Genomic DNA, 12,045 nt, shown 5'->3' with positions numbered 1-12,045 from the left:
CAGGCATCGCGGTACGCGATGGCACGATACTGGCGTCGTTGAGTGGCCCCGTCCCCAGCTTTAAATCCGGGAGCGAGGCAGCCGGGCGTAATGGCCCCCTTCGTTCCCCCGCCAACGCCGCCCGGCAGCGACGCGGCGTGGTACGCCCCAGCGGTCACCGCCCAGTACACCGTCCATCCCGGCATTGTGGCCACCGTCACCGCGCGCGACGGGGCGCGCCCGACCTACGCGCTGCGACGGCCGCAGCTCTCTGCGCGGGACGCAGACGCGCTGGCGGACGTGTGCGAGCAGTTCGCCGACGCGACGCTCCCACCGCCGCTGACGCGCGCCGACGCCCGGGACCGCCTGGCGGCCGGGTTCGAGGCCAAACACCGGCGGGTGATCGCGGCGCTCACTGACGCCACGCCGGCCGCACGCCGCCGCATCACGGTGCACGCGCTGTGCGAGGCGCGCTGCCTGGGGGACCTGACCGGGGTGGCGGCCGACGACCGCGTGACCGCGGCTGTCGCCGACGACGAGACGGTGGTCGTGCACACCGACGCGCAGCCGCCCGCTACCACCGGGTTGCCCGCGAACACGCCGGCCCACGACCGGCTTCGTGCCACACGGATCGCGGCGTACACGGTGCCGTTCCGCGGGTTCGACGTGCCCGTGCGGATCTACCGGACGCCCGGGGACGACGCGGACGCGTTCACCACGACGTACGCCGTCCGGGAGCCCGACCGGCTGCCCGGCGACGACGCCCGCATCGCCGCCTGCAAGGACCGCATCTGGACCAACGGCGTCGCGACGGGCGACAGCGACGCCGTCGAGGACCACGCCGCGGCGATCGCTGACCGCGCCCGCAGTCTGCTTGCGCGCCGCCACACGGCGCCGAAAACGCGGCACTGGTGTGGCGCCATCGCCGACCGGGTCCGGGAAGCGGTGGCCGACCGCGGCCCCGCGGTGCCGCCGGTCGGCGACGACCACGTCGCGGATCTGGCGTACTACGTGGTGCGTGATCTCGTCGGCGACGCCGAACTCACGATCCCGATCCGCGACCCCAACCTCGAAGACGTGGAGGCGAACCGGGTGGGCGAGCGCGTGAAAGTGGTGGCCCGCGACCGCGTGCACGCGGCCGACGACCGCATCCCCACGAACCTCGTGCTCGACGACGAACAGCGGTTCGTGGACCTCGTGACGGGGCTGGCCGCCCAGGACGGCGTGGAGCTGAACGCCGCCACGCCGGCGGCGAAGGTGAACCTCGAACCGGACGGGGTCGCCGACGACGTGACCATCCGGTGTGCGGTCGCGCTCCCCGCGATCAGCGAGGGCGGCCCCCACGTCTCCATCCGGAAGCAGGCCGCCGACGCGCTCACGCCGGTCGACCTGCTCCGGCAGGGCAGCCTCACGGCGGGCATCGTGGCGCTGCTGTGGCTGGCGTACGAACACCACCGCGTGGTGCTGTTCTCCGGCCCGACGGGCGTGGGGAAGACCACGCTGATGAACGCCCACATGCCGTTCGTGCCGTTCGACGACCGCCCGGTGAGCATCGACGAGGGCAGCCGGGAGGTCCGGCTGCCCCACGAGACCGGCGTCTCGCTGAGCACCCGCGAGCACGAACAGGCGTTCAAGCGCGTGTCGATGGCCGACCTGATGACCGCGACCAACTACCTCAACCCGGACATCGAGGTGATCGCGGAGATCAACACGCGGGCCAGCTTCGAGAGCTTCGCGCAGATCCTCAACTGTCTGTAAAGTCAGAAACTACTATACAAAGCAGAGAGTGAAATTGCCACACCACTTGAGAAATTACCGGAGAGTAAGGCTATCCGTCGTTTGATTCTGTGTCGTGTTTCCGAAGCGCCCTATCTGTCCGGGCCAGATAACTGTCCCGTCGTTCCCGATTTCGCCATTGCTCAAGCAACTGTGGTGCATTCTTGGCTATCCATGCGATTTCCGACTCGGTGAGCGGCTTGTCATTTTCAAGTTTCTGTTCTACCCGTGCATTCATGGTTTTGATATCATCCGGTTCTATTAACTGGGCGTCAAAATCAACACCGTCGACAGTCAGATTTTGCATATTGCGTTCGGCTACTCCATGTGTGTAAGTGTCCTCAAGAGCATTCCAGAGAGTTTTTTCAAAGTCCCAGCCCATCGTTTCATGTATTTCATAAAAGAACGCAATGGCAGACGTTATTCCCTTACGAACGTCATGCTCATCACCTCGAATCTCGTCAATCAGCTTCGGCCAGTTCCAATTATCTAATTCCTGTTGAATACTGATGAAATCTGTGATACCCTTGATAATCGAAGTTCGGAGTCGTCCCTTCCCGGTATACCATTTGGAGTCGGACGCCTTGTGATCATCTTTACTTAGACCTAGATAGTTCCGGTCGCCGTCTTTGAGTACCCCAGTTCTATTTTTATCTGACATGATTGCTCAGCTTCTGTGTAAAGTTCTACTGGTTTTGTGCTTTATAACCCTGTCGCCCTAACTGTTGCATGAAGAGATAGAGTCCCAGTGGAACCGGGGCGACGGGGCGGACCCACCGAGTCACCGACCCCGCATGGAAGCTTCTCCCCCGCCAGCATGGTCATCTGACGATGCGCGTTTTCGGAGTGTTCAGTGGGCGGTCGAAGGGAGAACCCATTACCGGCGGAACAAGCCACGTTCCGCCCGGGAAGTGGGTGTTTGATTCGACAAACAACACTGTCCGGCCAGCGTCTCTCGGCATTTGTAAAAAATACGCTGGCACCGATTAGGGCGAACAACCCACCACGGCGAAAACAGCCCAAGCTGGCTATTGTATCGGTATTTGAACAACGAAAGAGAAAGCCATGAATGTAAATCAAAGAACTACAATTGGGATCAGTCGAGAGAATTGGCAAGAACTGCACGCGCGAAAGCAAGAGCCAACAGCGGATTGACGGCGAGCGCCCGCGTGGTTACAAGGGGTTCGTTCTTACAGACGATGCGCCGGGTGAACTCCCAACACAAGCGACCGACCCCAGTGAAGGGGAGAGTCACAAGGCAACCGGAGTTGGTGACTTTGGCTAACACCGTCACGAGTGTCACGACTCTTAGCCACATTGGTAGCTATTTAGAACAGCGAATTACGTTCTCTATATAGTCACCACATTGAGAAATAGTGGTGGCAGTGGTGACACACAGACAATGTTGCCTGTAATGCACTGTGATGACCCATAATTTGGCGAGCAATTGCTCATGAACATGACCGAGATACCCGATTGTCTTGGTGAGTCGTTGCTGGTGTCGCTACTCGTCATGTTGTTTGCTTTGTCGGGCCATGCAGACGGTTCACTGGCGGTTGTAGTGATTGGACTAGTGCATACGGTTCCAGCAGTGTTTGACGACATAGAGAACGATTAGAGCGGCAGATAGCATCAGGGCGATGACCTTGAAATCTTCAAGCGAGCATTGATTGGCGTATAACGAACGTCGGCGGAATCCGACAGTAGACAATTCTCATAGCTATGAGTGAACGTCTTACCAACGATAAGACGTATAGAATTGAAAACAACGACGTGACTACCCAGTTCCTTGGGAGGGAAGCATGACTAAGATCGACAGTAACGACAGTGAGGTTCGGGAGGTAGCATTAGTGCTAGAAGAAGCGGCGAAAAAGGAGCGCATGGCGAAGAAGGTTGTCGCAAACAGTGATGAGTATCGTAGCACCGACCAAGTGATTCGAGATTTTAGCACAATGGAATCTCTGGATACGAAGCTCGAACAAATGACTGGTGTGACGGCAAATATTGACTCTGTCGTGGATACTGATATTGATGTTTCGAGTGGCGGGCCGGACGTATCGCTGTCAGAAGTGTGGGAAGCCGAGTTACGGGGAGAAGAGACCGACGTTAGTGACGAAGAGTTTGCCACACTACTTCGAGCGGGGGACCAATGACACGGAAATCAAAACGCGAGATTGCCCGACAACCTGATCAGATTGAGAACGGAACACCGAGTGAATATCCAAAGTTGGATACGTTAGCTGAATTGCTCAGTTACGACTGGGAAATGGTTGATGAGGAAAATCGCCTGTGGGAACGCCAAGAGGACGGAAAGGAGCACTACTTCCCTGAAGGCTTTGAGCAGGCTATTGAAAGTGCATTGTTTGAGGATAGCTGATTGACTACATGAGGTTTTAACAACACATCGTGACAGTGGGATAATTGTATGTCCGAACTTGAAAGCCGGGTTGATGAACTAGAGCAAACAGTCAAAGCCCTTGAAAGCCGCATTGAGGAACTGGAAAATGAAAGTCCTGAGAAGACTTTGGCCGAGATACTATCGGAGGATGATGAGACGGGGGCTTTGAAGAAGGAAAAATCACTGGCTGAGTTGCTTAGTGAATCTCGCGACGAGTAAATAAAAGAATCAGACACCGAACTTGTAAATCTGCTCGCGATAAATCGGCTCAATATCTTCATAATAGGTGTGAATATACTCGTCAATAGCGCCCCGGTCTTTGAGGTTAGCAGAACCAGCCGTATCGCCCCGCATATATTTGATTAGTTCTCTGTTCAGGTCTTGTTCAACACGCCAGTAAGTCGTAAAGCGGTGTCGCCCGAAGTGGCTTGTAATCCCCCTGTAGTCTTCGGTTTCAGCATACTCTGGCTGGAAGGCGCTTTTCCAGATTTCATTCACGCCCTGTTTGGTCATTTGCTCCCGCGTGGTTTGTGACAGGAACAGCCACGGTTCACCGTTATCCGGTCGAATCAGAAGGTACCGGAGAAGCGCCCGGCGTAGTTCATCATCCAAGGGGAGCATACGCGGCTTTCGAGACTTGTTTCCGTCTCTCTCATGTGGGATATAGACGGCGTGTTTCCGGTTCCGCTCTTTCAATGCCTTGGTTTCACCCATGCTGTCGTAGTGGTCCTGAACGTCCCGGTTTGACAGGTGGATTTCTGACAGTTTGATATTGCACACTTCGGTTGCTCGAAGCCCCAGCTTGAGCTGCATGAGGACAATCGCCCGGTCCCGAATGTGCGTAATCTCTTCGACCTTCCCGCGTAGTTCATCAACAGACAATCGAGGGGGTTCCTTGGGTCCCTCATGGGTAAGATCGGCGGTTGCCTTCGCCAAGTCAATCGGGTTGTAATCCTGTGGGTGGGGAAAAGCGGCGTCGTCTTGCCAATACTGATACGCTTGGTTGAGGTACATAAGCCGGTTCTTGATAGTTCCAACTGAGTTCCCCCGTTCGTCTTTGTGGTATTTGATAAACCCTGTAATGTGGCTCTCGTTCGGACAGGCAGGATGTCGCCCCTGTTGGTCCATGAACTCGCGCCACTGGCGGAAGGACCGGCGATACTCTTCAACAGTAGAGTCAGATAGGTCTTTGCTGGCTAGTCGGTTTTCCTCATACAATTCAAACGGGTCAATTTCGGTTTCTATGAACGTCTCTTCAAACTGTGCCAGTGGATCGAGTTCACGGCCAAATGCATCGGCCAGTTCTTGTCGTGGGTCAGATTCAGGCATTGCGTTTCTCAATTTTGCGGGACCAGATCTCTCGGGTGCTACTCTCCGGTTCGACAGCGGCCATGTGGAATGGGTTGTACGTGTGTGGGTGTTCTGTGTGCCACTTGAGCCAGTCGTAGAGGCCTTCAATGACGTTCCAGTGTTGGTAAGCCCTGTCCACCGAGAAGCTATCTAACATCCACACGGACCACGCCTCTACGTCGTCAGGTTGGGCTAAGGCATGGTGTCGCCCACGTTCATCCATGTGGTCTTTCCAACGACGGGAGAAGCGCGCCCACTCTTCAGACATACGCTCGCCAAGGTCGACAGTGGCGCGGTAACCGGCCCACGTATCTTGTCCTTCGTAGGCACTTGCATATTGGTGAAGCCGGCGACTGTTGGGAACGTCGGCAAGTTCTTTGAATACACCAAGCCGGTCATGTGGCGTCTGAACCCCCGACATTAGCCGTCACTCTCCGGGTAGTATCCATCATCAGCAACATACAGCGTGTCACCTTCCAGCTCGTCCAAGTGGCGGTTCAACCGTTCGGGGACAGTCTCAATGACGTGGCGGGTAATGTCCTCGAAGGTGGCACCGGGATTCTCTTCAACGAACTCCTTGATAACCTCTTGTTCGCCATGGTGTAGCTGGGTTTCTAACTCTTCAATCCGCGTTCTGGCGTGTTCTAACTCGTCTTTCAGGTCATTCCGTTGTTTCCGTAGTTCGTCGGCGCTTTCGTCGGGTTCGACCTGTGCATCAAACTTCTTTCGACCGGCTTCAATCATGGCCTGCATCCACTCAGATACAGACATATCCATCTCTTCGGCGTCGTCTTTCCAGCCCTGATACTGTTCAGGGGTTGGATAGGTCATTGCGGATTTCTTATCTGTGTCGGCCATTGGACATTCTATCTATACCAAGCGGCTCCGTATACTAATAGATTTGTACCTTAACTAACCCACGGGGTTGTGGGCACCACGCACGCCGCGGGCGTCGACCCGCTGGTGAACCGCGCCGTCGAACAGGGCGTTCCGGCGCACCTGCTCCGAGAGATCGACCTCGTGGTCTTCCCGCGACGCACCGACGGCGACCGGTACGTGGGCGAGGTCGTGGAGTTCGTCGATGACGCCGGCCCGGCGACGACGGCCGTCGAAACCGACGCCACGACGGTCCACGTGCGCCGCATCGCCACCCGCGGCCCGGCAGCCGCCGACGAGGGGCTGCACTCCAGCGGCGAGTACGCCGTCCGGGACGCCGAGGACGTGCAGTTCTTCGACGCGGTGGCGGCGCGCACGGACCGCGCGCCGGCGGCGGTTCGCCGCGAGTTCGCGCGCAAACGCCGGTACGTTCGGGCGCTGGATCGCGCCGGTGTCACCGACTTCGAGGCGCTGTTCGAGCGGGTGGCGGCCCGACGCAGGACGGCGTCCAGTGTTGAGCCGGACGGGGGCGGGCCGGCGTGACCCTGGGCGTCGTCGACCGCACGCTGTGCGCGCTGTTCGCCCGCCACGCCGACCGCGACCGCCACACCACCACCCGCACGCGGTACCGGGAGGCGCGGCCCGGTGTCGGGTTCGGTGCGTTCGTCGCACGTGTGTACGCAGTGTCGTGGCTCGCGTGTGCGGCCGTCGGGGCCGCGGTCAGTGTCGGCGGCGTCGCGTCCGGGGTGCGCGTGCCGGTGCTGAACGAGGGCCAGCAAGTGGCGGGCTGGCTGGCCTGTGGGGCGCTCGTCGGCGCGGCGGCGAAGCGCGCAACCGTCCGGGCGGGCGACCGGTATCTGGCCTGGCGGGCGGGCCTGCGGCGGGCCGCGATCCGCGCCACGCTCCCGGGCGCGGTCCGGTATCTGTCGGTGTTGGCGTCGGGCACCCCCAGCGAGCGCGATCTGCTGGCGCGTGCCGCGGCCCGAACCGGGGCCTACGGGGAGACGGCGGCGGCGTTTCGCGGCGTGCTCGCCACCGCGGAGCTCACCGGCAGCGTCGACCGCGGACTCCGCGTTGCGGCCCGCGACACGCCCAGCCAGGCGCTGCTCGCGCCGTTCCTCGTGAAGTTCCGGGAGCACGCCGCCCAGGGACCGGACGCGCTCAGGCAGTACCTGGACATGGAGGCGCGGATGCTCGCTGACAGCCGCGAACGCGCCCAAGAGCGCGCGGCAAGCGCCCTGGAGTTGGTCGCAGAGCTGTTCGTGGTGGTGTTGGTGCTGCCGGTGTTGGTGGCGATCATCACGACCGTGGTGAGCGTACTCGCGCCGGGGTTCAGCGCGCCGGTCGCGGTCCCGCACACCACCCACACCACGACGGTGCGGGCGCTGCTCGTGTACGGCAGCGCGGCGTTCGTCCTGGGTGTGGGCGCGCTGGCGGCGTGGCTGGTCGGTGCGCTGCGGCCGCGCGGGCTCACCTGGAACGCACACCGACGGTCGCGGGGGGTCGCCGTGCTCACGAACGCGCCCCGGAACCCGGCGGACACGGCGGTCGTCGCCGCGCTGCCGAGCGTCGGGGTCGCGTGCTGGCTGGCGGCCCACGAACTGGGCGCGGTGAACGCAGTTCTGATGGGGTACGTGGCGTTCGCGCTCCCGGTCGGGGCGGTGGCCGCCCGGCGCGCCCGCATCGACGACGCGAAAGACCGCGAGCTGCAGGCGTTCGTGCACGCGGTCGCGGGTCACGTCGGCCTCGGTCGGCCGTTCGGCGGCGCCGTCTCGCGGGTCGCCCGCGGCGTCGACCTGGGGGCGCTGAACCCCGACGTCGACGACCTCGCGGTCGCGCTCGCAGCGACCACGACGCCGCGGGCCGGCGGGGTCAGGCGCGCCGCGCTCGCGGGGTTCGTCGAGCGCGTCGACACCCAGCTTGCGGCCCAGACGGTCGGCCTCGTTTCGGGGGCCCTCGACGCGGGCAGCGACGCCGACGCCACGTTCGAAGCGCTCCAGTCGGAGGTGGGGCGGCTCTACCACGAGAAGCGGTCGGTGCGCTCGCGGCTGCTCGTGTACGTCGCCGTCGGCTGGACGACCGCGCTGCTGGTCGTCGGCATCACTGTCGCCGTCAGCCACACCGTGCTGGGGAGTTTCACGCAGCTGTCGGCGGTGTCGGACGCCGCCAGCGCGGGCGGGCTGTCGATCGACCCGCGCGCCGTGGACGTGGCCCGCGACCGGTTCCGGTTCTACGTCGTCACGCAGGCCACGATGCTGGCCTGTGGCTGGTTCGCGGGCGCAGCCAGCCGTGGGCGGTACAGCGCGGTGCTGCATTCGGGGGTGCTCGTCGCGGTCGCGTACGCCGTCTTCACCGGGGTGGGGCTGGGATGACGCGCGGACAGTCGGCGGTCGTCGGCGTTGCCGTGTTGGTGGCTGCGACCGTGGTCGCGGTGGCCGCGCTCACGGCGAGCGTCGGCACCGTCGTGACCGAGCACGCCGCGGCGGCCGACAGCCGCCGTGTCGCCGCCGACCTGCGGACGGCGCTCCACCCGGCGCGGACGACCGGACCCACGACCGGTCGCGTCGCGTTCGCGCGCGGCCGGCTGGCGCTCCAACCCCGGGACGTGCGCGTCCTGAACGAGACGGGGCCGGTCGCGACAGTGCACGCGAACGCGCTCCGGTTCTCGACGGGACGCCACACCGTCACCTATCTCGCCGGCGGTGTGCTCACGTCGGCCACGGCGCGGACGACCTGGGACGCCCCGGTGGCAGTGCGTGCGGACGCCGACAGCCTGGTGGTTGGCGTGCCCGCGCTCCGCGGGTCGGTCTCGATCGCCGCCGGCCGCACAGCCCGTGGGGGCGGCGCTGCCCGGTGGACGTTGCGGTCGACGGTCACCCACCGCCGCCGCCGGCTCGGCGCTGGCCGCTACCGGATCGCGATCGAAACCACGCACACCGACGCCGTCAGCGCCCGGCTGGCGGCGGCCGGCGCGACCGCGACGACGGTCCGGGCGCTCGACGACGACGGCGTTCCGAGCGTCGTCGCCGCGATCCCGGGACGACCGACGGGCACGCTGCTCGTGCACGAAACGACGGTGAGCGTCTCGTGACCCGGCATCGCGCGAGCGCACCGGTCGTGGGCAAGGCCGCGGAAGCGGGCATCGGGGTGCTGGTGATCGCGGTGTTCACCACCACGCTGTGCGGTGGCGTGGTGCCGGACGCGCGGACCGCGGCGGCCAGCGCGGTGGCGGACCGGGCGCTCGAACACGCCGCCGCCGGCGTCGAGGCGAGCGTGCCGCCGCCGCGGGAACACGCGCGTGTTGTGCGCCGCGTGTCGGTGCCGGCGACGATCCGCCATCGCGGGTACACGATCACCGCGACGAACCGGACGCTGCGCCTCCGCCACCCCACGCCGGGCGTCGGCGGCACCACGCCGCTGGTGCTCCCGGCGCGCGTGGACCGCGTGCGTGGCGACTGGCAGCCCGGCCACCGCGCCAACACCACCTGGGTTGTGCGCGTGTGCACGCCGGAGTCCGGCGGCGACCTGGTCGTTGTGCTGGCGTCGCGCCGGGCCGGCGACGCGGGAACGAGGCCGGGGTGTTCGGCGTGATGCAGCGCGGGCAAGCGAACCTGGTGGCGCTTGTGGTGGGCGTTCTGCTCGTCGGCGCGGCTGTGACGCTGGCGGTGGGGGCCGGAGCAGACGCGTTCGCGCGCGCCGACAGATCGCCCGCGGAGGCACGGCTGGCCGCATCGCTCGCCGACCGCCTGGTGTCGCCGCGTGGACCGCTGGCGGCGCGCGAGAACGTCCTGCGCGCGGACGCAGTGGCGAACGCGACGGGCGACGTCTGTCCGGCGACCACGGCCTGTCGAGTCACCGTCGGCGACACGACAGTGGCTGCAGCGGGGACGCCCGCGGGCGGCACAACGGTGCGACGCATCGTCGTTGTCGCCGACACGCACTCCCAAACGCGCACTGGCAGGGCGACGCGACTGTCCGGTGGCGGCCCCGCGCTGTCGCTTCCCCGTGGGACGACCACAGGGTCGCTTACGATCCGTGCGCCGGACTGTGCGCGCGTGCGGACCGTTCGCGCCGGCGGCCGCGTCATCCTGCACGCGCCGCGTGGGCTCAACGGAACCTACCGGGTGTCCCCGCCGGGGGGCGAGGGCACGGCGCTCTCGTTCACCGGCCGGGACTGCCAGCCGCCCCAGCCGGTCGCGGCTGTGGTGCGCGTCGAAGCCGTGAGGATCACCGAGCCCGCAGTCATGGCGGTGACGATCGATGCCTGAACGGGGGCGTCGCGGCCAGGCGTCGCTGCCGGCCGTCGAAGCGGCGATCGGTGTGCTCGTGATCCTCGCCGTGGCGGCCACGTTCACGGTTGGCGTCCCCGGCGACGGCGGGCACACGCGGACGGCGCAGCTGGATCGGTACGCCGCCGACGCCGCGACGATCATCGAGACGACGCCGCCACACGGGAGTGGGTCCCGGATCGACGACCGCCTGAGACGACTGCTGCCGGCGTCCGTGCTGTTCAGTGTGGACACCACCAGCGGGCGGCTCGGACGGCAGCCACCGCGGACAGCACCCACGGGGCGCGCCACCGTCCACAGGGCCAACGGCACGGTCACGCTGCGGGTGTGGGACGCATGACCCAGCGCGGCCAGTTCGTGCTCGCGGGGGCTGCGGTCGCGGCGCTCGCGCTCGCATCGGTGGCGGTCGCGTACCTCCAGTTCGGATACGCCCCGTCGGTGGCGACGCCACGGCCGACCCCGAGCAGCCAGGCAGCCACCACGGTTGAGCGCGCTGTGGCGGCGGCGGCCACCGACGCAACCGGCGTGCCGTGGGCGCAGCGGCGGCGGACGCTCACCCGCGTGCAGGGGGCGCTCGCTCAGCCGCCGCCGGCCACCGCCGGGGGCGCGGCCGCCGTCGAGGTGACTGGGAACGCGACCGCGGCGGCCGGCGTCGACTGTCCGACCGGCCGCGGCCGTCGGTTCGGGGGCTGCGTCCGTGCGGGCGGGGTTGTCGTGCAGCGGCGGGCGGCCGAGGCGGTGGTGGTGGCGGTGGCGTACGACATCCGCGTGAGGACAGTGACCACGAGCACGGAGTGGACGCGGGTACAGCGGCCGGGGTGTTGGCTGCCGGACGGCTGTCAGTCGGGGGCATCGCCGTCGTCGGCCGGCGGCGACGAGCGGAGGGCGGCCGCCACGGTCCAGGCGTCGGTGGGAAGCGATGCGAGGCGCGCGTCGGCGTCGCTGCGGGCGTCCTCGATCGCGTCGTCGGGCGCGCCAAAGGTGTGGGTTCGGCACTGCTCGTAGAGGGCCGTGACCGACTGGTGGTACGCTGCGGTGGTGCGGGCCTGCGCGACCGCCTCCCGGATCGACTCCGGGGCCGCCTCTCGCGGCGGCGGGCACTCGATGTCGCCGGCTGGCGTCCCCGCGCCGACCACGACCGCTGCCGGCGGGGCGGCGTCCCGGATCGCCGTGACGACGGCCTGGGGGTCGGCAACTGCGGGCGCATCGACGACCACCACGGCGGGGTCGTGGGCGGCGATGGCGTCGGTGAGTGCAGCCGTGGTGGCTGTCGCTGTTGGCCCATCCAGGACGTCGCACAGTGCAGACGGTGTGTCGTCTGCAACCACTAGCGTCACGGCCGACTGGTTCGGGTCACGCACGGGAATATTTTTGGAT

The 12,045-nt window shown here is 65.1% G+C and carries 13 protein-coding genes and 1 pseudogene; 11 read left to right on the top strand and 3 right to left on the bottom strand.

What is annotated here, in order from left to right:
• Positions 1-90: 90 nt before the first annotated feature.
• A pseudogene (locus JRZ79_RS14000) lies at positions 91-1,728 on the top strand (ATPase, T2SS/T4P/T4SS family); the annotation flags it as partial.
• A 79-nt stretch (positions 1,729-1,807) separates the two neighbouring features.
• Here JRZ79_RS14000 and JRZ79_RS13995 read toward each other — a convergent pair.
• On the bottom strand, positions 1,808-2,416 hold the full coding sequence (locus JRZ79_RS13995) for a hypothetical protein (RefSeq protein ID WP_231546336.1): 609 nt from the start codon (positions 2,414-2,416) through the stop codon (positions 1,808-1,810).
• A gap of 1,141 nt (positions 2,417-3,557) precedes the next feature.
• Between JRZ79_RS13995 and JRZ79_RS13990 the strand changes: the two genes are divergently transcribed.
• Genes JRZ79_RS13990 through JRZ79_RS13980 form a run of 3 tightly spaced genes read left to right on the top strand, consistent with a single transcriptional unit; the run spans position 3,558 to position 4,372 of the window.
• The gene (locus JRZ79_RS13990) at positions 3,558-3,908 is read left to right on the top strand and encodes a hypothetical protein (RefSeq protein ID WP_231546335.1); all 351 of its coding nucleotides are present in this window, start codon (positions 3,558-3,560) and stop codon (positions 3,906-3,908) included.
• The gene (locus JRZ79_RS13985) at positions 3,905-4,132 is read left to right on the top strand and encodes a hypothetical protein (protein ID WP_231546334.1); all 228 of its coding nucleotides are present in this window, start codon (positions 3,905-3,907) and stop codon (positions 4,130-4,132) included. Before JRZ79_RS13990 ends, JRZ79_RS13985 begins: the two co-directional genes overlap by 4 nt.
• Before the next feature lie 48 nt (positions 4,133-4,180).
• Entirely contained in the window at positions 4,181-4,372 is a 192-nt protein-coding gene (locus JRZ79_RS13980) for a hypothetical protein (RefSeq protein ID WP_231546333.1), read from the top strand.
• Between the two features lie 9 nt (positions 4,373-4,381).
• Here JRZ79_RS13980 and JRZ79_RS13975 read toward each other — a convergent pair whose 3' ends face one another.
• Positions 4,382-5,482, bottom strand: coding sequence for a site-specific integrase (locus tag JRZ79_RS13975; RefSeq protein WP_231546332.1), 1,101 nt, complete (start codon positions 5,480-5,482; stop codon positions 4,382-4,384).
• Positions 5,483-5,923: 441 nt separating this feature from the next.
• Positions 5,924-6,361, bottom strand: a complete 438-nt coding sequence (locus tag JRZ79_RS13970; protein WP_231546331.1) for a hypothetical protein — start codon at positions 6,359-6,361, stop codon at positions 5,924-5,926.
• Between the two features lie 69 nt (positions 6,362-6,430).
• Here JRZ79_RS13970 and JRZ79_RS13965 point away from each other — a divergent pair, with 69 nt between their 5' ends.
• Genes JRZ79_RS13965 through JRZ79_RS13935 form a run of 7 tightly spaced genes read left to right on the top strand, consistent with a single transcriptional unit; the run spans position 6,431 to position 11,673 of the window.
• Positions 6,431-6,922 (top strand): hypothetical protein, encoded by a 492-nt coding sequence (locus JRZ79_RS13965; protein WP_231546330.1) that lies wholly within the window; start codon positions 6,431-6,433, stop codon positions 6,920-6,922.
• Positions 6,919-8,751, top strand: a complete 1,833-nt coding sequence (locus JRZ79_RS13960) for a type II secretion system F family protein (protein WP_205252388.1) — start codon at positions 6,919-6,921, stop codon at positions 8,749-8,751. The genes JRZ79_RS13965 and JRZ79_RS13960 overlap by 4 nt, the downstream gene beginning before the upstream one ends.
• Complete coding sequence (locus JRZ79_RS13955) at positions 8,748-9,470, top strand: archaellin/type IV pilin N-terminal domain-containing protein (protein WP_205251394.1); 723 nt, start codon at positions 8,748-8,750, stop codon at positions 9,468-9,470. The genes JRZ79_RS13960 and JRZ79_RS13955 overlap by 4 nt, the downstream gene beginning before the upstream one ends.
• Positions 9,467-9,970 (top strand): hypothetical protein, encoded by a 504-nt coding sequence (locus tag JRZ79_RS13950; protein ID WP_012289120.1) that lies wholly within the window; start codon positions 9,467-9,469, stop codon positions 9,968-9,970. Before JRZ79_RS13955 ends, JRZ79_RS13950 begins: the two co-directional genes overlap by 4 nt.
• On the top strand, positions 9,970-10,647 hold the full coding sequence (locus JRZ79_RS13945; RefSeq protein WP_205252387.1) for a hypothetical protein: 678 nt from the start codon (positions 9,970-9,972) through the stop codon (positions 10,645-10,647). Before JRZ79_RS13950 ends, JRZ79_RS13945 begins: the two co-directional genes overlap by 1 nt.
• Positions 10,640-11,008, top strand: a complete 369-nt coding sequence (locus JRZ79_RS13940) for a hypothetical protein (RefSeq protein ID WP_205252386.1) — start codon at positions 10,640-10,642, stop codon at positions 11,006-11,008. Before JRZ79_RS13945 ends, JRZ79_RS13940 begins: the two co-directional genes overlap by 8 nt.
• Positions 11,005-11,673, top strand: a complete 669-nt coding sequence (locus tag JRZ79_RS13935; RefSeq protein WP_205252385.1) for a hypothetical protein — start codon at positions 11,005-11,007, stop codon at positions 11,671-11,673. The genes JRZ79_RS13940 and JRZ79_RS13935 overlap by 4 nt, the downstream gene beginning before the upstream one ends.
• Positions 11,674-12,045 lie beyond the last annotated feature (372 nt).

Source organism: Halobacterium sp. BOL4-2 (genome assembly GCF_016917835.2).
Lineage (GTDB): Archaea > Halobacteriota > Halobacteria > Halobacteriales > Halobacteriaceae > Halobacterium > Halobacterium salinarum.
Note: the sequence above shows the minus strand (reverse complement) of the source record. Positions and strands in the feature narration are given on the sequence as shown.

What these genes read in the sequence shown, in the direction of transcription:
- JRZ79_RS13970 (WP_231546331.1), bottom strand. Translation starts at nt 6,361, where the DNA reads ATGGCCGACACAGATAAGAAATCCGCAATGACCTATCCAACCCCTGAA.
- JRZ79_RS13940 (WP_205252386.1), top strand. Translation starts at nt 10,640, where the DNA reads ATGCCTGAACGGGGGCGTCGCGGCCAGGCGTCGCTGCCGGCCGTCGAA.
- JRZ79_RS13990 (WP_231546335.1), top strand. Translation starts at nt 3,558, where the DNA reads ATGACTAAGATCGACAGTAACGACAGTGAGGTTCGGGAGGTAGCATTA.
- JRZ79_RS13980 (WP_231546333.1), top strand. Translation starts at nt 4,181, where the DNA reads ATGTCCGAACTTGAAAGCCGGGTTGATGAACTAGAGCAAACAGTCAAA.
- JRZ79_RS13975 (WP_231546332.1), bottom strand. Translation starts at nt 5,482, where the DNA reads ATGCCTGAATCTGACCCACGACAAGAACTGGCCGATGCATTTGGCCGT.
- JRZ79_RS13935 (WP_205252385.1), top strand. Translation starts at nt 11,005, where the DNA reads ATGACCCAGCGCGGCCAGTTCGTGCTCGCGGGGGCTGCGGTCGCGGCG.
- JRZ79_RS13945 (WP_205252387.1), top strand. Translation starts at nt 9,970, where the DNA reads ATGCAGCGCGGGCAAGCGAACCTGGTGGCGCTTGTGGTGGGCGTTCTG.
- JRZ79_RS13995 (WP_231546336.1), bottom strand. Translation starts at nt 2,416, where the DNA reads ATGTCAGATAAAAATAGAACTGGGGTACTCAAAGACGGCGACCGGAAC.
- JRZ79_RS13985 (WP_231546334.1), top strand. Translation starts at nt 3,905, where the DNA reads ATGACACGGAAATCAAAACGCGAGATTGCCCGACAACCTGATCAGATT.
- JRZ79_RS13955 (WP_205251394.1), top strand. Translation starts at nt 8,748, where the DNA reads ATGACGCGCGGACAGTCGGCGGTCGTCGGCGTTGCCGTGTTGGTGGCT.